17 protein-coding genes are annotated in these 19,624 nt (G+C 58.9%); 7 read left to right on the top strand and 10 right to left on the bottom strand.

The window, feature by feature from the left end; all coding sequences use genetic code 11:
- Positions 1-468: 468 nt before the first annotated feature.
- The 9 genes from VOM14_RS11650 to VOM14_RS11605 form a co-directional block, all read right to left on the bottom strand.
- Positions 469-687, bottom strand: a complete 219-nt coding sequence (locus VOM14_RS11650; protein WP_327628850.1) for a hypothetical protein — start codon at positions 685-687, stop codon at positions 469-471.
- Positions 687-1,034: a hypothetical protein gene (locus tag VOM14_RS11645; protein WP_327629077.1), complete on the bottom strand. Its 348-nt coding sequence runs from the start codon at positions 1,032-1,034 to the stop codon at positions 687-689. The genes VOM14_RS11650 and VOM14_RS11645 overlap by 1 nt, the downstream gene beginning before the upstream one ends.
- A 618-nt stretch (positions 1,035-1,652) precedes the next feature.
- Entirely contained in the window at positions 1,653-3,239 is a 1,587-nt protein-coding gene (gene ggt, locus VOM14_RS11635; RefSeq protein ID WP_327628849.1) for a gamma-glutamyltransferase, read from the bottom strand.
- A 69-nt stretch (positions 3,240-3,308) separates the two neighbouring features.
- Positions 3,309-4,607, bottom strand: a complete 1,299-nt coding sequence (locus VOM14_RS11630; RefSeq protein ID WP_327628848.1) for an amino acid permease — start codon at positions 4,605-4,607, stop codon at positions 3,309-3,311.
- A 472-nt stretch (positions 4,608-5,079) separates the two neighbouring features.
- On the bottom strand, positions 5,080-6,498 hold the full coding sequence (locus VOM14_RS11625; RefSeq protein WP_327629076.1) for a M20 family metallopeptidase: 1,419 nt from the start codon (positions 6,496-6,498) through the stop codon (positions 5,080-5,082).
- 80 nt (positions 6,499-6,578) lie between these two features.
- Positions 6,579-7,811, bottom strand: coding sequence for a diaminopropionate ammonia-lyase (locus VOM14_RS11620; RefSeq protein WP_327629075.1), 1,233 nt, complete (start codon positions 7,809-7,811; stop codon positions 6,579-6,581).
- A 653-nt stretch (positions 7,812-8,464) separates the two neighbouring features.
- Positions 8,465-8,947 (bottom strand): Lrp/AsnC family transcriptional regulator, encoded by a 483-nt coding sequence (locus VOM14_RS11615; RefSeq protein ID WP_327628847.1) that lies wholly within the window; start codon positions 8,945-8,947, stop codon positions 8,465-8,467.
- A gap of 385 nt (positions 8,948-9,332) precedes the next feature.
- Positions 9,333-9,947 carry a hypothetical protein gene (locus VOM14_RS11610; protein WP_327628846.1) on the bottom strand — a complete coding sequence of 205 codons (615 nt, stop codon included), beginning with the start codon at positions 9,945-9,947 and terminating at the stop codon, positions 9,333-9,335.
- Between the two features lie 306 nt (positions 9,948-10,253).
- On the bottom strand, positions 10,254-10,505 hold the full coding sequence (locus VOM14_RS11605) for a glutamate cyclase domain-containing protein (protein WP_327628845.1): 252 nt from the start codon (positions 10,503-10,505) through the stop codon (positions 10,254-10,256).
- A 543-nt stretch (positions 10,506-11,048) separates the two neighbouring features.
- On the opposite strand from VOM14_RS11605, the gene VOM14_RS11600 reads away from it, so the two are divergent.
- The 5 genes from VOM14_RS11600 to VOM14_RS11580 all read left to right on the top strand — a co-directional run bounded on the left by VOM14_RS11600 (position 11,049) and on the right by VOM14_RS11580 (position 16,519).
- A complete protein-coding gene (locus VOM14_RS11600; protein ID WP_327628844.1) occupies positions 11,049-12,065 on the top strand; it encodes an ATP-grasp fold amidoligase family protein in 1,017 nt (338 codons plus the stop codon).
- 175 nt (positions 12,066-12,240) lie between these two features.
- A complete protein-coding gene (locus tag VOM14_RS11595; protein WP_327628843.1) occupies positions 12,241-12,846 on the top strand; it encodes a DUF6875 domain-containing protein in 606 nt (201 codons plus the stop codon).
- Complete coding sequence (locus VOM14_RS11590; protein ID WP_327628842.1) at positions 12,843-13,565, top strand: MBL fold metallo-hydrolase; 723 nt, start codon at positions 12,843-12,845, stop codon at positions 13,563-13,565. Before VOM14_RS11595 ends, VOM14_RS11590 begins: the two co-directional genes overlap by 4 nt.
- Positions 13,566-13,799: 234 nt before the next feature.
- Positions 13,800-14,906 (top strand): trypsin-like serine peptidase, encoded by a 1,107-nt coding sequence (locus VOM14_RS11585; RefSeq protein ID WP_327628841.1) that lies wholly within the window; start codon positions 13,800-13,802, stop codon positions 14,904-14,906.
- Between the two features lie 464 nt (positions 14,907-15,370).
- Positions 15,371-16,519, top strand: coding sequence for a branched-chain amino acid ABC transporter substrate-binding protein (locus VOM14_RS11580; protein WP_327628840.1), 1,149 nt, complete (start codon positions 15,371-15,373; stop codon positions 16,517-16,519).
- Positions 16,520-16,646: 127 nt separating this feature from the next.
- On the opposite strand, the gene gcvA is transcribed toward VOM14_RS11580, so the two are convergent.
- Positions 16,647-17,534, bottom strand: a complete 888-nt coding sequence (gene gcvA, locus VOM14_RS11575; protein ID WP_327628839.1) for a transcriptional regulator GcvA — start codon at positions 17,532-17,534, stop codon at positions 16,647-16,649.
- A 203-nt stretch (positions 17,535-17,737) separates the two neighbouring features.
- On the opposite strand from gcvA, the gene VOM14_RS11570 reads away from it, so the two are divergent.
- Complete coding sequence (locus tag VOM14_RS11570; protein ID WP_327628838.1) at positions 17,738-18,583, top strand: transketolase; 846 nt, start codon at positions 17,738-17,740, stop codon at positions 18,581-18,583.
- Positions 18,580-19,578 (top strand): transketolase family protein, encoded by a 999-nt coding sequence (locus VOM14_RS11565; RefSeq protein ID WP_327628837.1) that lies wholly within the window; start codon positions 18,580-18,582, stop codon positions 19,576-19,578. The genes VOM14_RS11570 and VOM14_RS11565 overlap by 4 nt, the downstream gene beginning before the upstream one ends.
- The last annotated feature ends 46 nt before the right edge of the window (positions 19,579-19,624 follow it).

The raw sequence follows: 19,624 nt of genomic DNA, 5'->3' as shown, positions 1-19,624 counted from the left end.
GCTCCGGTCCAGGCGCTGAGCCGGACACACATGAGCCCTATTTCGCCGGAACACGGGGTGATAGTCGGCTACGACGCTGAGACGAGTATTCCGCGTGGCGGCACCCTCACAAAGCCCAGATCGGATGGTTCAGAACGAAAAATTTTTTTGTTCTGGCGTCGTCACCGGGGCTCAGGATTGGCGGCGAGCGCGTACATCGCGACAGAAAAGGCCCGAGCAGCGGCCATCGGGCGGCAGGAAACGAAACGGTATGAGGAATGATTAATAGCGGCGAGTGGTCGCGCACTGCCGGATGTGTCGGCGATTGATGGCCTCACAGCGGTGACGGTCGCTTCGACTGGTGGTTTTCACCCAGCGGCCACGGATAGAACCCAGCGTGCAGCGCTTCGGCCATTACGCACATCGCTGACGCCCCAGCGGTTGCTTTCGCGCCAGCGTAGGCTGCTCCGTCCCGACGCCAGCCACGTGCTAGCCGTGGTTATCGACCCAGGCGCGAGCCCAGCCTAAACCGGCACGTTGCGCGTCTTCCTCCGAATCGAAAACACCGAGTATCCCGGAGGCTTCGACCATTTTTGTGTCGCGGGTGATGGTCCCGCTGCCCGCGTATCGCTCAGGCGAAAGGATGTCTTCTTGCTGAAGGATGGCGTGACCGAAGATGCGATATCCCTTGTAGCTTCCCGCTTCCATCAGCGCACGACCGCAACATGCGAGTCGCGAGCATCGACCCGCAGCACATTCCCCTCGGGCGTGATCAGACGGGGGATTTCCGATATGCCAGGCGTCACGCGTCGCGTACCTGCACCAATGGCCCCCGGCTTCACGGCCAGCCTGGCGGCGGCGGTCAGGGTACGATGCGCCCGCGCTTTCACCAGATGAGGCACACGTCGCTTATGCGTGAGCGCCTTCGGTGCGTCTGCTCTCTGAAGCAACCCACCCCGAGCTTCGGGCGGATTCCAGATTTCCACGTAGCGCCCACCGGCAAACGCCGACGAAGTACACACCAGTAAAAGCAACCCGCATCCGACCAGTTTCACTGTCGTTTCTCCTTGGTGATGCGCTTCAATCTGAAGCCGCAGGATACATCCTCCGACACACGCCCCGTCACAACCGTCACCGTAGTGGCGCTCGCGCACGGCGCCGTCAACACGCCAGACATCCGTTGCCACCGGACCAACAGTCCCCGCCGAGCGGCCATTTTCGCGCGCAAGGAAACGTCGGTTCCCCGGCTCGGCTGCGGCGAATGGCGTCGTCGATTTCCCGCCCGCCAAAGGCGGATTTCAGATCGGAGACAAAAGCCGCAATCTCAAGCATGGGATGGCTGACGGGTTTGCGAACGCGCGTACCCATGAGGCGTCGCCTGAAATAAGTGCCTGTTCGCGTCTACGAACTCGTGCATGACACTGTACATCCATACAGTTTTTTGCACAATCCAATGCTCCTTCCGTCAATCGCTCCGGAAGCCATGTCTCTAATCCATATGAATGCAGGCCGAGCACGGAAAAAATAAATCCGTGTTCCGCCGACGGCGGAAACACGGATTAGAAGCGCTAAAGCAGGAGGCATTCGAAAAGCGCTGGCTCGAGCTTCCAGTCACGCCGCGTCAAGCTGGAAAGCCCGTCTTTCGCTTAACCTGTCGCCGCGGCCAACCGTACTCAGTAGCCAATGGCCAGGCCATCTCGCCGTGGGTCGGTGCCGCCAAAGAGCGTACCGGCGGAGCGGTCCAACCAGATTGCGTGGCAAGTGCCGAGCGGGTTTTCGGCGACGACGGGTCGATGCCCCAGTTCCCGCAGCGCGTTCGCCACTGCCTGCGGGACCGTGCGCTCGACTTCAAACGAATCGCCACGCGCGAACATTCTGGGCTGGTCAATGGCGTCTTGAACGGACATGCCGTAATCGAGCACATTCGACAGGACCTGCATTTGCCCGGCCGGTTGGAAGTGGCCACCCGTCACACCGAACGACATGACAGCTTCGTTATCCTTGGTGACCAATGCGGGGATGATGGTATGCATCGGACGCTTGCGGCCGGCCAGCTCATTCGGATGACCGCGATCGAGGACAAAACCACAGCCGCGGTTGTGCAGAAGGACGCCCGACCGAGGCGCCACGAGTCCACTGCCGAAGTCGTCGAAGATGGAGTTGATAAGCGACACGACGGTGCCATCCTTATCGACGACCGTCACATACACCGTATCCCGATGCTCTGGCGCGCTAAAAGGCGTCAAGTCAGAGAGCCGCCTCTGCACCGAGACTTTCGATGCCATTCTCTTCAGATAAGACGGAGAAATCAATCGGCCGCAGTCCACCGGCGTCGAATTCGGGTCGCATAGATAAGCGTCCCGCTGCGTATACGCGATGCGCGAAATCTCGCCCTGCAAATGAAAGCGCTCAGCACTTAAAGGACCGAAGCGCGAAACATCAAACGTTTCGAGCATGCCGGCGATTTGCAGCGCGATGATGCCCTGGCCGCTCGGCGGGCACTCCCACAACCGATAGCCTCGATAGTCGGAAGAGATTGGCTGGACATACTCCGCCCTATATTCAGCGAAGTCCTCCATTGTGTGACTTCCGCCCAAACCTCGCAGCAGCCCGACCATGTCCTCGGCAATCCAGCCGTTATAAAACGCGGTCCCGCCCTTCCTCGCAATCTCTCGAAGTGCGTTCGCCAACGGCTTGTTGGTTTGCCGGGCACCGAAGGTCGGTGCAGCACCATTCTTTAGAAACAACTCGGCAGTACCCGGGTGAGCCGACATCTTCGTGATCTGCCGGGCCCAGTCGCGGGCCAACCGTTCGGTCACAGCGTACCCGTCTTCCGCTGCTTTGATTGCTGGCGCCAACAACGAGTCGAAAGGCTGCGAGCCGAAATCGAAGCTCAGCTTTTCCCACGCGGATATTGCCCCGGGCACGGTTACGGCATCGGCGCACGAGGGACTAATGACAACGTCGCCCCGTTCCCGCAACCGCTCGGGATTCGCGGCTTTTGCAGCCCAGCCTGCACCGTTCAGGGCCAGCGGCGCTTGCCCAGACTTTTTCACCAGGGCAAAGCAGTCGCCACCGATTCCCGTTTGCGTTGGCTCGACGACCGCAAGCATGGCCGCAATGGCGACCGCCGCATCAGCGGCGTTTCCGCCCGCGCGCAGCACGTCGAGGCCGACAAGCGCCGCCGCCGGATTGGATGTCGCAACCATCCCGAAGTGACCGACGGCAATAGACCTGCCGGGTGTTTGAAAATCTCGCATCAAATTCTCCAATCCTGGTTTTCATTGAGCGGCAACGAGCCGCTCGTCACGTGCAAGTGTTAGTCCGCTTCAGTGCCAGAACTTCCCCGCTACTGCGATGGCACCGCTGACCAGACAGACAACGCCGACAGCGAACACGAGCAGATTGGTGGGACGACCGCGATACTTCTTTAATGCGTCGATTTTCTGGAACGAATAGAGCGGAAGGAAGTAGACGATAAACACGCTCACAGGAACCAGGGCCACGGTGATGATATCGACAACATCCAGATTGAAAATGGCCGAGGTCGTGGTGGTGAGGAAAACGAGGCCGACAATCAGACGCGAGAAGTTCGCACCGTGCAGAGTCCGCTCCGACAAACCAAACAACGTGCGGCCGAAGCTGCGTGCGCTTTCCTCAGTGGCCAGATAGTGCGCGAGGAACGACTTGATGACTGCGGTGAAGACAATGAGTTGCGAAGCGATTGCAATGGCGGGCGTATCGAACTTGCGTGCCAGGAACGACAGGACGGTCAGATTGCTGGCCTTCACCTGAGCGAGTTCTGCGGGAGACAACGCAAAGATGCAGCTCCACGAGAAGAACAGCATGGTCGACACTGCAAGCAGCGTTGCCACGAACATAATCTGGGGAACCTTGCGGACAGCACGCGCGCCATAATGTTTCTTTTGCGCGACGACGAAGCTGGACGTAATCGACGTGAAGCTGAAGGCAAAAACGCAGAGCGGAAGACCCTTCCAGACATTCAATGCAAGCCCGCTCGCACCGCCGAAATCCGTCATTGTGGCCAACATGGTGGAATTCCAATGAGGCGCTGCCATGAAGCCGAAAACGACAATTGAAATGATGAACGGTGCAACGATGAATCCCATCGCGCGCACAACGACGTTCGTGCCATACCGTACGATGAGCATCAGTGCGGCCACGCAAATCGGTGCAACAACCCAGCGGGAGAGTCCGTCGTAATGCAACTGCGTCCGCGAGAAATCAATGATGGTGTTCGTGATGGTGATGGTGTAAATCATCATCCCCGGGAACACGGTCGCGAAATAAGTAGTGGTCAGGAACTTGCCCCAATTCGGGCCGAGAAATTCGTTTGTAGTATCGAGCACATTGCCATCGTGACCCTCTCGACTTGAACCCGCGAGAACGTAGCGCGCGAGCGCGATATACGGAAAGTATGTAATCGGGAAGGCCAACAGCGAAAGAATGACCATTGGCCAGAAGCCATGCAGCCCCAGGCTGACAGGCCAGAACAACGAACCGCCGCCCACTGCGCATCCGTAAATGCCTAAGACCCACATCGTGTCGTGCCGGCTCCAGCCCGAGCCTTCCGCCGCCACTCCGGTGCTATTACTTGTGATTTCCATGTCTCACTCCGATGACTACGCCCGCCGGTCGAGCCGGACGAGCCTTATTTAAATAGGGCGCGCACGTTGCGCGAAGAGTATTCCGGGAGTAGAAGGTGTGCCTGTCTCCATCTTTAATATGTAGTGCCGTCTTGCGGCGGAATCGCTCCAGAACGCATCTGCTTTCTGACGTCGTGTAGCCGAAGAGTTGTTTCGCCGAGTGCAGAAGATGCCCCGCAGAGTTGAGAATTCAGTTCACCCATACTAATGAGGACAGACGCAATATCCGCGCGAATTTAAGCCGGCAATAGAGATCGTTTCGCAATCTCAGTGCGGTATCCGAGTCTTTGTTTCACCACTCACTGAGTGTGGGGTAATCCCGCGTCGCAATGGTGCGCGAGCCGACGGCAAAGCTCTCGCGAGAGCCCGTTCTGATGGAAAAAAAAAGCCGGATGTTCTCTCGAACTCCGGCTTCAAAGAAGACACCTGGCGCTTAGCGCTTCTCTTTCACGATTCTGCGGCCGTCTTGCCCAAGGTCCCACCAGAGACCTGCCATCAGTGCCAGCGACTCACGTGCGACGGAGCCAAGGAAATGCTCGTTCGGTGCGTGTTGCGAACAGGCAGGGTACGAATGCGGAACCCATACCGTGGGCAGGCCCAGGGTTTGAGCGAAGATGGCGTTCGGAACGGTGCCACCCAGATTCGGAATCAGCGCAGGCTTTTTCCCCGTCGACTTCGAGATAGAAGTCAGAGCCCAATCAACCCACGGGTCTTCAAGATCCAAGCGGGTGGCGGCTACGCCTGGTTTAACGATGACCTCTACCAGGTCCGCGTATCCATGCTTAGCGAGATGCTCTTCCAGGTGCTTTTGAGCATTCTGCCAATCGGTCCCAACAACAAACCGGAGTTGGCAATGCGCGCGCGCGGTCGGCGGCACGGCGTTGACGACCGCATCCGGATTTCCAGCCTTGAAAGCGAGCACTTCAACAGCGTTCCAGGCAAGGACTCGCTCGGCCGATGACAGACCAGGCTGGCCCCAGGTAGGGTCGATGGCGGGAGCATTGGCGTCCGTGCCCAGTTCAATGTCAGAGAGCGCTTCGCGGACGGCTGGTTGTACGGGCGGCGGCAGCAGGCCTTCCACAAGAATTTTTCCATCGCGGTCCACGAGGGTTCCGATGGCATGAGCGAGCGTGACTGCGGGATTGCGCAGCACACCGCCCCAGTTGCCCGAGTGATGACCGCCATCGCGCAGATTGACTTCAAGGTCAAAATTCAACTCGCCACGAGAGCCCAGAAATATCGTCGGGCGTTCGGCGGAAACGCGGGGACCGTCGGACGCCAGAAACAGATCGCCCTTTAAATACTCTTTCTCTTCGGCGCAGATCTGGTTCAGGCCAGGCGAGTCGATTTCTTCGCCGGTTTCGAAAATGACCTTGACGTTATAGCCGAGCTTTCCATCACGTGCGTCAATCACCGCCTCCAGCGCCGTTAAGTTCACTGAATGCTGGCCCTTGTTGTCAGCGATGCCGCGCCCATACCAGCGGTCACCGTCGACGACGATTTTCCACGGCGCGAGCCCCGCGTTCCACTGGTCGTCGTAACCGCGAACGGTATCTCCGTGCCCGTACGTCACTACCGTGGGAAGCTCATCGCCTTCATGGCGAGTTGCCAGCAGAACAGGAGCATCTATTCCGGCGGGGTTGGCCATCAGCTTGGTGGTGAAGCCGAGCCGGTGAAGCACCGGAATCATTTCCTCGTTGAGGTACGCGTGAAGCTGCGGAGCCTGATGCGGCTCCTGACTCTCAGTACGAAAGCCAACGCGTCGGTCCAGGTCCGAGAGGAACTTGCCTGAATCGTAGTGTGCTACTGCTGCGGCGATAGCCGATTCACGGCTGCCAGTCTCTTTACTCATTGCACTCATTGCGCTCTCGCTTGCTCGTTGATTGCCTGCTTCTCGAACGCTTGAATCGTTCGAGTAGTGTTTCGAATAGGTCATGCTGCCTTCGGATTCGGCCACGCACGCTGACGCGTGAGAACGTCTTCAGCACTCTCACCGACCAGAACCTTGTACATCTGCGGAGCCGTTGCGCCTTCCGTACTGATGACGAGGATGCGCGAATTACCATTCAGTCCGACGCCTTTCCAGTTCTCTGCGCTCCCGCTCAGCACGGCAACGCCGGCGAGACCAGCGGCGCCCGACTCGCCGGAGATGATCGGGATGTCCCTGGCGTCGCCATTGGCCAGCGTTTTCATTGCTGCCACGGCGTCATCATCTGAAATCGTCATGAAGAAGTCGGCGCCGGTCAGCAGAAAGCGCCATGCAAGCGGCGACGTTTCCCCGCATGCGAGGCCGGCCATCACGGAATCGACTGAGCCGGTGGCCTTAGCGGGCTGACCGGTAATGGCGCTTTGATACAGGCAGTCCGCTTGCTTCGGCTCGACGACAACAACCGTCGGCCGGTGTGTGCCGAAAATTTCCCAGAAGTAGCTGGAGATGCCAGCCGCAAGTCCGCCGACACCGCCTTGCAGGAACACATGAGTGAACGGAGCCCTACCGTCGCTCTTGCCGCCGCACGCCTCGACGATTTCCGCGGCGACGGTTCCGTAACCCTGCATGACGTCCCGTGGAATCGCCTCATATCCTTCGTACGACGTGTCCGAGACGACCTGCCAGTTGTTCTCCCGCGCCAGACGCGCGGCCTCCTCGACGGATTCGTCGTAGTTACCGGCGATTCGCACGATCTCAGCGCCATACGCTGCAATGGCCTGCTCGCGCTCTACGCTCACGTTCGCATGCAGAACGATGACGCACTTACAGCCGACCGTGCGGGCGGCCGCTGCGAGCCCCTTACCGTGATTGCCGTCAGTCGCGCTAACAACCGTGAAGTCGCGCAGCTCCTCCGTATACGCGCCCTTGAACATCTTCACCGGGTCAAAGTCCGCTTCCGGAAACAGGCGAAGAATCAGCCGAACGAGCGCGATGGGTGCGCCCAACGCTTTAAAACTGCCCAACTCGGAGCGAACCGATTCGTCCTTCACCAGCACTTCCGCGACGCCCAACTCGTGAGCAAGTCCCGGAAGGCTGTACAGCGGAGTCGCGCCCTCGGCGATGCCGTCCCATGCAGAAATCCATTGCCGGCTTTCTTCCGCCTTCTCGACGGACAAGACTGCTTGCAGTTCTGCGGGATAAGTAGAGCGAATGGCACGACTGTTGGCGACAAGCATAGAAACTCCGAAACCAGATTGTGAGTGGAAGAGCGTGTGGTCGCCCTGGTGGAGACATGTTAAGGCCGGACATCCTGACTTTTTGAGCGTATTAGCTGTCTTCAACGCAAATTTGTCTCGACTTTTCGGCTGTTACTGAAAGCAGAACGCGCGGCACCCGCTTTACTCACCAACGACGCCGCCTGAGCGCTTCAGTGCGTAACGAGTCACTCGCTTTGCCATGTCTATGAACACATCTTTCATCGCTGACGCATCCGCTGTGATGCCCGCTGTTATCAGCGTCGATTTAGCGGTATCAATGAGGCAAGTGACAAGAAGTGGGAATGGTTTTCCGAGTGACGCAGAGTGTTGTGATGCCGTCCCTGGCGAGAGCTATCGTCGTGTCCAGAACTCGAAATGGGATTCGCGCGGCAGGTCGCAGACCGGGTTGTCTTGTCTTCATGAACAGAGGAGAAATCGTCGGGTCGGCAGCTCAGGCCCGTCTTGATTCTCCAAAATCTGAGCGGCTTCGGAAGTTACTCGGCCAGATCCTGCACAGGCAGCAGGTCGCGCTCTATTCGCCGCTTTCTTTTTTGGCGACAGTGCAAGCCGCCGATAGCGCTCTCCTGCTCCCGAAAGCAAGCTGCTCTTGCACTGCGTGTTACGGTTGGCACCTACTCCTTTTCTTCCATGCTCACCGGGACGGCCAGGCCGACCTTCACACGGCTCATGCAAACCAGCGTTTTGAAACGCTTGACGTTGTTATTCGAGAAGAAAAGCTGACGCGTCAGTGCGTTGTACTCCTCCATGCTCCCGACCGCGATAACGAGCACGAAGTCCCACTCCCCTGCCACGTAATAGCACTGTTGAATGTTTGGACACTGCGCGAAGGTCTTTTTCATGGCGTCGAGCAAGTCGATTTGCTCGCTCTCGACTTCGACATTCGTGATGACAGTCAATCCGCAGCCGACTTTGTCCTGGGCGAGAACAGCAGTGAATCTTTCGATTACCCCCTCGTCGCTCAGGCGTCGCAACCTGCGATTGACGGCCGCCGTCGACAAGTTGACCCTGCTGCCCAGTTCGTTCTGGGGTGTCTGTGCGTCTTTCTGCACTTCGGCTAGCAATTTGCGGTCGAAGTCATCTAAAGCGACTGCCATCTTGATTCATCTCCAAGGTGCTTGACACCCGGAAAAATGTATCACGATGATGCGCACAAACCTAGCATCGGAGTGATTTTGTGAAATTAATTTCATCATCCGATGCATTGGAGATCCGCACAGGAGCGCCTGTCCCGCACAGAGTCATGTAGTTGGTTTTTTAAAAATCGATCCAGGTCGGTTTGACTAACAGAATGCTGGCTGTATCGGCCGGCGATCCAGAAAAACTGCCTTGCTGCTTCGCGGACGAACGGCAACACCTTCGTGCCGTTCGCCCGCCGCATCCAGCGAATCGGATTGAGGTTATCACCCGAGACTTTGTACACCGTCACCGTCACCGTCGCCGGCGCGTCGAGCCATTCACCGCTCCTGTACACGTCGTTCTTTACGCCGAACTGCTTTTCATATCGAGTCGCGAATTCGGGGCCGCCCTGCAAGGTAGCGAGTGGCGCGCCACCTTGAGCGCAGTAGCCACGGCCGTCCAGCGCGCCCGCTGCCAGCTTCGGCATGTCGCGTAAAAGATCACCTCGGGGCGCTGCGCCTTGATGTGAGTCAGAATTGCATTGAAGTCGGTCGCCTTGTCGTTCGAATACTTGCGCGCGACGACATCGACGCCGTTCTTTTTAGCGGTGGCCACGAACACATCGGCGACGCCCGATCCGCCGGGCCGCGAAAGCGCGAACGAGCGCGTCATTTTTATTGCCTGCGGCATGGCGGTGTTCGACATCAGTTGGGGCTTCGAGGTGTACACGACCGCGTTGCAAAACGGAATTGGCCAGTCGTTGAATCTCTGGGAGAAACCCAGCGGAGTTTGACGCGCATGCGGCGGGACGCGCCCATTCCGGTCACCCGAGGTGACGTCCTGTCCACGGTTGGCCCGCGCGCCGCAGGTGTGCAGGCTGGCACCTGCGCTTCCCGCTGCGTTTGACGGAACTGCCGGGACGAACGTCGCCAGTTCAAGACCGCCAGCCCCGCCTCCAACAATCACGATGCGATGCATCACTCACCTCGTTTAGTTGTAGCCGGGAATTGCCGCGAAAAAGACATCAGCGCGATCGCTGACGTTGCTCGCGAGTGTCGATGTTGGCCTTTGCAACAGCGACGCATACGACGAGGCCTGCTTCGCTTTGGCCGGCTCCGTGCAGGTGACATTTGCGGGAACCGGTTCTGCTGCTTCGAGAGAAATTGGCGCTACACGCTGCGAGTTCATTTCATCCACCTTTTCAAGACTTGACCATTGGATTAGCGAAGGTGCTCCGTCGGGAACGCTTGCGCTGTGTGATGCGGCGAAGCGAGGTGAAGACGGCTATTTGAACGCTGGCGCGATGATGGTCGAAATAAGCTGTACGACTGCTTGATGGGTCGCTTCGGGAATGCCGTCCACATTGCTGTCGATAACATTGGCGACCGAGTTGATCAGCCCGACGTCGACGCCGCGCCGCAGAAGCGCCGCCTCGCGCATAGGACTATGCGCAAGTGTCGCCTTGCCCATCCGCGCGGCAAAGGCTCCCGCAATCGCATAGCACCCCCAGTTCGAGCAGGCGGCTGTCGCCAGCACGTCCGTGCCGGTGACGGCGCCGATAGCCTCTCGCGCCGACGCAACGCCGCGCGCGACTGGAATGCAACTGCGCGCCCTACTCCTACCTCTCCAGTACCTCGATCAACTCGACCCGCGCCACGCACTTTTCATCAAAAAAAACGCCGCGTGTCGCGCGACTTCGAGCGTGCCCGCCTTACAAAGTACAAGGATCAGCAACTTCAAACATCGTCGGCCTCAGCAGAAGAACATTCCCTTCCTTTCAGAAGAGCAAGCAGTGTTGCGAGATCTACGAAGGGACGCCGAAAAGCTCTCGATCGCACCTGTAAAAAAGCGCTATCAAACGTGAGCAACCGTAACCGATGGCCTCAGGAAATGGCCAAGAACTCGTGCGTTTCAGCCACGCTCGTCCGGGCCTGATATGGAGCGTCTATGCTTCACCGCAACAACGCCACAGGGAAACCAGGCAGCCGCATTCGTTGGCCCGAAGACGGTGCCCGGTGCGCAGCCGTCTGCCTGCCGGCCTACCTCGTCCAAAGCAGAACTAGCGATCATGGAATAACTATGACAACACATTATGAGGCGCAAAAGAGGAGCCATTCCAATGAATCGCGGCTTCCGGATTTCAGGAAGCGAACTAGCTCGATTCGCACCAGAGTGCTTCATGGCGTTAAATCCTTTCTTCCTGATTACGTTTTTCTGTTTCTTTCGCACCGCCGACGAGTAGGGCGCTTTCCCAATCTGAAACGAGCGACGACCTTCAATGAAATCATGCTCGACCGCTGCCTGCATCCTGATCCGATATGGAGCACTCTTGCGGACAAGCTTGCAGTTCGCGGGTATGTAAAACGAAAGGTCGGAGAGAAGCATCTCGTCCCGTTGCTTGCAGCGCCCGATGCTTTCACTCAGCAAGTATTCGACGCACTGCCCCCTTCATTCGTCATGAAAGCGAACCATGGTTGCGGCTTCGTCAAAGTTGTCCGCGACAAATCCACGGTGACGTTCGAAGAATTACGCCGTCTCGCCGACGAATGGCTTTCGACCAACTTTTATCTCGCGTCGCGCGAACGACATTATCGGGTTATCGAACCGCGCATCTATTTCGAGCAATTGCTGCTGGACAAGAACGGAGTCGTGCCGCCGGACTTCAAGATCCATATCTTCAATCGCGCAGACGGCGATCCGGTCGTGATCACCGGCGTGATCACGGACAGATTCGGCAGTCCGCGGCATGACTTCTACGATACGCAGTGGAACCGGATGGACATCGTCGTAGGCGACTACCCGCTCAGTCCGGTTCCCTCCCCCCGCCTGCCTAACTGGGACGAAGTGGTCAAGGTGGCTTCAACGCTCGTCGAGGAACTGGGTTACGCGCGCGTGGACCTTTATGTGTTCGACGATCAGATATTATTCGGCGAACTAACTTTCACACCAGGCGCGGGCGTCTCTCCTCTTTCGCCAGAACGGTACGACTACGAGTGGGGCAAGCTGATCAACGAAATGCCTTCGTCGCGAACGCGCCCTCACACGACTGCCTACGCCTCGATCGACGTCGGGACAAGCCCGTCGCAGATCTCGTGACGCGCTCTGCTTATGTTTGCTGGCTGACGCAAGCGCGTCTCCGGTCTGTCATCTGACTAGCGAGTGTTGCCGGCGCAAGCCGGAAGGCCCCTCTGCAGTCGCAGCCGAACCGCCGTTCGCACAGCCAGTTCCGTTTCCGGCCTAGTCCCTGATTTAGTGACCTATGAGGTTCAGCATGGCTACGCGCCTGTCAGAATCAACACAACTGTCTCTTGAAGAAGCCTCCGCGGATAAACACTTTGCCGAGGTCATTGACTGGATCGAACACTTTCTCAGCGCACCCAATGCGCTTCTCGGAAGAGTGGGCGACGTCTGCCCTTTTGCGCGGACAGCAATGCTAAAAAGGTCTATCGAGTTCTACCGTAATCATTCAGAAAGCGTGACAGGGCTCGCGGCAGACATACAGATGCACATGGAAGAATTTCACCAGAGCAGCGCAGCACAGAACATTTACCAATGCAGGATAATCGTCCCCGTCGCGATCGCGCAGGCCGCGAGCGCAGTAGAATGCGTGCAGAAGCAACTCAAGCCAGCGTTCGTCGAAAGGCATTTGATGGTCGGGCAGTTCTATAAACAGTGTGAGGAGCCCGGTTTGTGGAGCACGAGCTTTCACCCGCTACAGTCACCGGTTCCGTTGATTGCGATTCGACGCATGGTGCCAACGGATGTCGCATTTCTGCACGGCAACGAAAGCTACATGCGTGCATATCTTGAAGAGTTTGGAAAGCGCGGACAGATCGCGCTCCGGCAGTATGAGACGGCGCAGGAGGCGCGTAAATGAGTAACTCCAGGATCGATATATTTTTCGGGAATATCCACAGGCACAGTATCTTCGTCGAGAAACTGGGCTTGAGCTTCAGCCAGTTTTTCGTCAAGTCGCCTTCCGGCGCTTTCATTTGCATCGAGACGGGAATGCGCGGCGATTTTCCAGTGCTGAAGTCGAATTTGTCGACGCAGGGAATCGATGTCGCGTCCGTTCGCAGCGTTATCGTGCCCCACTTTGAGGCCGACGAAATGGGAGCGCTGCCCGAGTTCATCTCGCACAATGCAGCGGTGGTCGCCTACGCTCACCCTATCTGCTCGCATGCACTCGCCGACGTATTCTCCGCCAAAGCCAAGCCGCTAAAAGACGAAGTGCCGATTACCATCAACGATGAATCGATTGTCCCGATCTTCACCAAGCACGTGCATCAATGGGACTCGCTGGTCATTTACAGTCCGCGTTATAAGGCATTGTTCTCGTCCGATATCTTCATGCGCTTCGGATCTGTTGAAGAACGACCAGAAGATCCAACGCCGGACATCATCGCGTCGATCGAAAAATCGGGCTACCTTCCGTCGCTCGATTACTTGCATGCGTCGTTGAAAAAAATCAGCAAGTACGACATCGAGACAATCTTTCCGATGCACGGTCCCGCCATTCGCGGCGCCGCGGTCGGCACCACGATCAACGGGCTCATCGAGTACTGCGAAAGTCGGGAGCCGAGAGCCATGGCGTAAGTCAGGCTATGGCGTTTGCAAGCATGGCCGCGCTCAACGGCACGCGCCCCTTGCGCATCGTCGTATGAAGAAAAGTGCCCTGTCTCAAGCACGGCATGTCAGGGCAACTCTATCTCAACTTAAAGCGCCGGCTCCCAGTTCGTTTTAGATGCAGAGAAGACGTCACGTGCCGCTAGTCGATCCACCGATCGCGACACCGTCTTCTCATTCATCAACCGCTTCTGGAGAGTCGAGATGCCTTATCACGCAAACCGTCCGCGGCCTCTGACAAGAGAAGAGCTCGAATCCCTCACTCCTCTGACAGCCACGAAAGAAAATCCTCATCGAGTGTCCCAATCCGGCTGGCCTGCAATCTACGTCACGGTTCCATCCGGCGTGGAGCTTGCGCCCAAAGCAACAAGTCAGCGGATCGATGTGCGCTCCGACGAACAAAGCCTGTGGAAAATCGCCATTGAAATGAGTGCCGGTGCGACCCGTGGAATACCCATGGGATGCACGGTCCAGCGGCACGAAAAAACGGACACCATGGGCAAGATCTCCGGCCATTCATCCTTCAGGCCGGAATGGATGAACGTCCGATTCGTCCCGAAGACAGGAATTCAGCGGCCACAGCCGCACATGCGCGATGGAAAAGGACGCAAGGTCAAGCCGCTCACGGTATTTCCGGGGGATGCACGCCAGGTTCTGTTCGACACAAGCTGGCCATGGCTGCTCACCGGAAAGATCGTGAACAGTGACGGCGCATCCGGGTCCGGCGTGCTGATAGGCGACCGCCTTGTTCTGACTGCGCGTCACGTGATGCCCTGGAACAGCATCGGCGCCGGCAACTGGTGGATGAAATTCACACCCTACTATTTCGACGGCACCGAGCGCTTCGGTTCGTCGTATGTAAGCGACGCCCGCCATTACGGGACCGACGACTCGGACTTCAATCTCTCACATGATTACGCGGTCTTGAGATTGTTCGAGCCCTTGGGCAACCGGCTGGGCTACATCGGCACCACGAGCTTCGACGACGGATGGCGAGGCCTGAATGTCTGGGAGAACATCGGCTATCCATTCGACGTTGCAAGCGGCGAAAGACCGGCGGTGCAAAGCTGGCAGTCTTTCGAAGACGATTACGAAGACGACGACGGCCAGACGTTGGAAACGGAGGCGAGTCTTAACCATGGAAACTCCGGTGGGCCATTTTTCGCGTGGTTCGACAATGGAACTCAGGTTCGCGCGTGCGGGGTCGTGTCGAGCGAAGTGAGTTTTAACGGCGACGCCGACAACTCGGTGAGCGGCGGAGACAATCTGGTCAATCTGGTTGACTGGGCTCGGGCGAACTGGCCTCTCTAGGCGCGCGCTCGCGCCGCCTCGCAGTGACGCGGCAATCGGTGCAGGCAGATCAGAACCTGCCCTATGTTTAACGCATGGGCCAGGTTTGTCGCGTCTGGTGGTTGACCCGGCATCAATGACCAATGCGACGCGTCCAGCCGTTGCATCGCGACCAGGCGGCGGCCACGCGGCGGTATTTATCCTGGTTGCTTCAAGTACGTCTGCTGTGCCGAAATGCGCATGGGAATCGTCGCGAAAGGTCAAGACGAAGCGATATTGGCTTCCTATAGTCGCTCTCAGTCATCGCCGCGGCGTCTCTCATTCGAAGCGGTTCGATCGTTACCACGCATATTCTGGAGGAGCCCAGCACGCAGTCGATGCCAACAAGAGCCGTGCACCGGCCGCCGCCCCGACCGAGCAGAGCGGAAGCGGGCCGGCATTCACGCCATAGAAGTGACCTCATGCTTGCCGACAAAGGAAACAACATGCGTTTTGTGAAGACTCTCACCCCTATCGCAGTTGCCGCTGGAGCACTTCTCGCTGTCGCGCCGCTCGCCGCGCGCGCGGACACGGTCGTCAAAATCGGTTTTGCCGCGCCGCTCACGGGACCGAACGCCAGTTACGGCAAGGATCTGGAGAACGGCGTCAAAATGGCGCTCGACGACGCCAAGGCTCAAGGTGTCAAAATCAACGGCCAGCCCGTCTCGTTCCAACTCGTCGCCGAAGACGATCAGGCTGACCCGCGCGTCGGCGTGCAGGTCGCGCAGAAACTCGTGGACGAAGGCGTATCGGTTGTCATCGGCCACTTCAACTCGGGCACGACCATTCCCGCGTCGGATCTCTACGAAAAAGCGGGGCTGCCCGTCATCGATCCGGCCGCGACCAATCCGACCATCAGCGGCCGCGGCTTCAAGAACGTCTTCATGGTGATTTCGAGCGACGCGCAGAACGCGGGCACCGCGGGCGCCTATGCAATGACCACGACGAAGGCCAAGCGCATCGCCGTGATCGACGACCGCACCGCGTTCGGCCAGGGCGAAGCCGACGAGTTCGTGAAGGCGGTCAAGGCGCACGGCGGCGAGATCATCGACCGCGAATACACGACGAATCAGGCGACGGACTTCAAGACGCAGCTCACGAATCTCAAGAGCAAGAATCCCGATCTGATTTTCGTAGGCGCGCTCAATCCGCAGGCCGCGGGCATCATGAAGCAAATGAGCCAGCTCGGCATCAAGGCGCAGTACGTGGGCGGCGGCGGTGTGAAGGACATCGATTTCATCAAGCTCGCGGGCAACGTGTCCGAAGGCGCGATGGCATGGGAATACGGCCGTCCGCTCGACAGCACGCCGGTAGGCGCGAAGTTCGCCGAACGCTTCAAACAGAAGTTCGGCGAGGACGTGCTCTCGTACGCGCCGTTCGGCTATGACGCGGCGTGGACCGCCATCAAGGCGATGCAGGCTGCCAATTCGACGAAGCCCGACGACTATCGCCCGAAGCTGCAAAGCATCAGCTACGACGGCATCACCGGCCATACCGAGTTCAACTCGAACGGCTCGCTGAAGAACGGCTCGTCCACTGTCTATCAGGTGAAGAACGGACAGTGGGTGACGGTCAAAACGGTCAGCGGTCTCTGATCTGAACGCTTACGCCTGAACACTCGCGCAGGCCCGCCGCTTCCCGGCGGGCCGTCGGCGCGGCAGCGTCTGGCGGCGCCGTGGCCGCTCAGGGTTTTTATTCGCCGTCGTGTGCGCGGCCACACCTTCAACCCAGTTCCGCAAAAAGCCAGTCCTGAAAGCACTTGAGCTTCGGCAAGTCCGCGCGCGACTTCAGGAGATTCATGGTGTAGCCATTCACCCGCAAGCCATCGAAACCTAACGGCGCGACCAACGTCCCCGCCTTCAATTCCCGCTGCGCCAGCAACAGGCTCTCAAGACAAACACCGAGTCCATCCACGGCCGCGCTGATCGCCATAAAAGAGCGATCGAACCGCGGCCCTCGCGTGATATCCAGCACGACCTTGCGGTGTAGCCGCATCCAGTCCCGCCAACCCACGAGGCACCCTTCGCTATGAATCAGCGTGTGATGCCTCAAATCGGCCACCGTACGAATCTGATGCTCCCCTTCGGCGAGCCGTGGCGAGCATAGCGGCACGATCGTCTCGAGCGGCAAATCCAGCACCATCGTTCCCGCTGGCTGCAATCGCCTCGCGCCATAGCGGATGTCGATATCCACCGCCTCCGTGATCAGATCGACAGGCGCCGACGACGCATTCAACCGCACATCGATGTCCGGATGCATCGCACTGAAACGCGCGAGCCGGGGCATCAGCCATTGCGTCGCGATGCTGGGCGTCGCGTGCACGGTGAGGATGTCGCTCTTCTCCACTCGCCCGATATCCCGTGTCGCCTTGTCGATCCGCGCGAACGCCGCGCCGATTTCCTCTGCGTATTGACGCCCCGTGTCCGTGAGAATCACGGCGCGATGCACGCGATGAAAGAGCCGCACATCCAGTTGATCCTCCAGCAACTTGATCTGATGACTGACCGCCGAAGGCGTGACGAAGAGTTCGTCTGCCGCAAGCGCGAATGACGAAAGCCGCGCCGCGGCCTCGAAAGCCTGGATGGATTTGAGTGTGACGCGATTGTGCATTGCAGCGTTCGGTTGAATTCAATTCAATGATGAGCCACTTTAATTCGTTTGAGCCAATATTTTCAAGCGGATACGCTTTCCATCACTCGCAGCGCTTTAGAAGCAAGGGATAACCCGAATCTGCGAGTACGACGAAATATCCCGCCACGAATCACTCCGCGTTCGGCCCTCACCGAACCCGGGCGCGCAAGAAGGAGACACGCGTGAATACGAGCGAAGCCGGGCACACCGCCCAACTCGCGGAACACGCCTACCGCATCCGCCGCAACGCACTGCTGATGGGCGAAGTACAGGGCCAGGGCTATATCGGCCAGGCGCTCGACATTGCAGATGTACTGGCCGTCGCTTACTTCGGCGCCATGCGCTATCGCCCCGAAGATCCCGAATGGGAAGATCGCGACCGCTTCCTGTTGTCGAACGGTCACTATGCGATTGCGCTCTACGCCGCGCTCTTTGAAGCGGGCATCCTGCCCGCCGACGAACTCGAAACCTACGGCAGCGACGACAGCCGTCTGCCGATGTCCGGCATGGCGAGCTACACGCCCGGCATGGAGATGTCCGGCGGCTCGCTCGGCCAGGGGTTGACGATTGCCGTCGGCCGCTGCCTCGGCCTGAAGCGCAAAGGCTCGGACGCGTTCGTCTACACACTGTTCTCCGATGGCGAACTCGACGAAGGCGCGATCTGGGAAGGGCTCATGTCCGCCGCGCACTGGAAGCTCGACAACCTGATCGCGGTCGTCGACGTGAACAATCAGCAGGCCGACGGTCCCTCGACGCAGATCATGGCGTTCGAGCCGCTGGTCGAGAAGCTCGAAGCGTTCGGCTGGTACACGCAGCGAATCAGCGGCAACGACATCGACGCCGTCAAGCAGGCGTTCGACAACGCGCGCCATCACGACAAGGCGCAACCGCGCATCATCGTCTGCGATACGAAGATGGGCTGCGGCGTGCCATTCCTCGAAGAACGCGAGAAGAACCATTTCATCCGCGTCGACGCTCACGAGTGGAAGCTCGCGCTCGAAGCACTCGATGCCGGGAGGCAAGCATGAGCACCGTTGACAAGAAGCCGCGCCTGAAGACATCGGCGATGATCGCGTCGATCGCGGGCGAAGGCCAGGTCACGCGTTCCGCGCCGTTCGGCCACGCGCTCGCGCAACTCGCGCGCACGAAGACCAACGTCGTCGGCATGACGGCCGACCTCGGCAAGTACACGGACCTGCACATTTTCGCGCAGGAATTCCCGGACCGTTACTACCAGATGGGCATGGCCGAGCAACTGCTGATGGGCGCCGCCGCGGGTTTCGCGCACGAAGGCGCGCAGCCTTTCGTGACGACCTATGCCGTGTTCGCGACGCGCCGCGCGTACGACTTCATCCACCAGACGATCGCCGAGGACAATCTCGACGTGAAGATCGTCTGCGCGCTGCCGGGACTCACCACGGGTTACGGCCCGAGCCACCAGGCCGCCGAAGACCTCGCGCTGATGCGCGCGATGCCGAACATGACGGTGATCGATCCGTGCGATGCGCTCGATATCGAACAGATGGTGCCCGCCATCGCCGCTCATAAAGGCCCGGTCTATGCGCGCCTGTTGCGCGGCAACGTGCCCGCCGTGCTCGACGAATACGACTATCGCTTCGAACTCGGCAAGGCCAAACTGCTGCGCGACGGCAACGAGGTGCTGCTGATCTCGTCCGGCATCATGACGATGCGCTCGCTCGAAGCCGCGAAGGCATTGGCGGCGGACAACATCGGCGTCGGGGTGCTGCACGTGCCGACGATCAAGCCACTCGATACGGCAACCATCCTGCGCGAAGCGAAGCGCACGGGCCGCATGGTGATCGTCGCGGAAAACCATACGGTGATCGGCGGTCTGGGCGAAGCCGTCGCGCGCACGCTGCTCGGCGCGGGCGTCACGCCGCCGTTCCGGCAGATCGCGCTGCCCGACGAATTCCTCGATGCAGGCGCATTGCCGACCTTGCACGACCGCTACGGCATCTCGACCCAGGCGATGTGCGACACCATCAAAGGCTGGCTGGGCTGATACCCAACTCAGTGAGCCGCATCACCACCCTTACTCAAAAAATCAT

The organism is Paraburkholderia sp. MPAMCS5 (genome assembly GCF_036016995.1).
Taxonomy (GTDB): domain Bacteria; phylum Pseudomonadota; class Gammaproteobacteria; order Burkholderiales; family Burkholderiaceae; genus Paraburkholderia.
The sequence above is the reverse complement of the archived record's forward strand: the minus strand, read 5'-3'. Positions and strand labels throughout refer to the sequence as shown.

Bases quoted from the DNA above. Each gene is read 5' to 3' on its own strand.
- VOM14_RS11650 (WP_327628850.1), bottom strand. From the start codon at position 687: ATGGAAGCGGGAAGCTACAAGGGATATCGCATCTTCGGTCACGCCATC.
- ggt (WP_327628849.1), bottom strand. From the start codon at position 3,239: ATGCGAGATTTTCAAACACCCGGCAGGTCTATTGCCGTCGGTCACTTC.
- VOM14_RS11630 (WP_327628848.1), bottom strand. From the start codon at position 4,607: ATGGAAATCACAAGTAATAGCACCGGAGTGGCGGCGGAAGGCTCGGGC.
- VOM14_RS11625 (WP_327629076.1), bottom strand. From the start codon at position 6,498: ATGAGTAAAGAGACTGGCAGCCGTGAATCGGCTATCGCCGCAGCAGTA.
- VOM14_RS11620 (WP_327629075.1), bottom strand. From the start codon at position 7,811: ATGCTTGTCGCCAACAGTCGTGCCATTCGCTCTACTTATCCCGCAGAA.
- VOM14_RS11615 (WP_327628847.1), bottom strand. From the start codon at position 8,947: ATGGCAGTCGCTTTAGATGACTTCGACCGCAAATTGCTAGCCGAAGTG.
- VOM14_RS11610 (WP_327628846.1), bottom strand. From the start codon at position 9,947: ATGCATCGCATCGTGATTGTTGGAGGCGGGGCTGGCGGTCTTGAACTG.
- VOM14_RS11600 (WP_327628844.1), top strand. From the start codon at position 11,049: ATGACAACACATTATGAGGCGCAAAAGAGGAGCCATTCCAATGAATCG.
- VOM14_RS11595 (WP_327628843.1), top strand. From the start codon at position 12,241: ATGGCTACGCGCCTGTCAGAATCAACACAACTGTCTCTTGAAGAAGCC.
- VOM14_RS11590 (WP_327628842.1), top strand. From the start codon at position 12,843: ATGAGTAACTCCAGGATCGATATATTTTTCGGGAATATCCACAGGCAC.
- VOM14_RS11585 (WP_327628841.1), top strand. From the start codon at position 13,800: ATGCCTTATCACGCAAACCGTCCGCGGCCTCTGACAAGAGAAGAGCTC.
- VOM14_RS11580 (WP_327628840.1), top strand. From the start codon at position 15,371: ATGCGTTTTGTGAAGACTCTCACCCCTATCGCAGTTGCCGCTGGAGCA.
- gcvA (WP_327628839.1), bottom strand. From the start codon at position 17,534: ATGCACAATCGCGTCACACTCAAATCCATCCAGGCTTTCGAGGCCGCG.
- VOM14_RS11565 (WP_327628837.1), top strand. From the start codon at position 18,580: ATGAGCACCGTTGACAAGAAGCCGCGCCTGAAGACATCGGCGATGATC.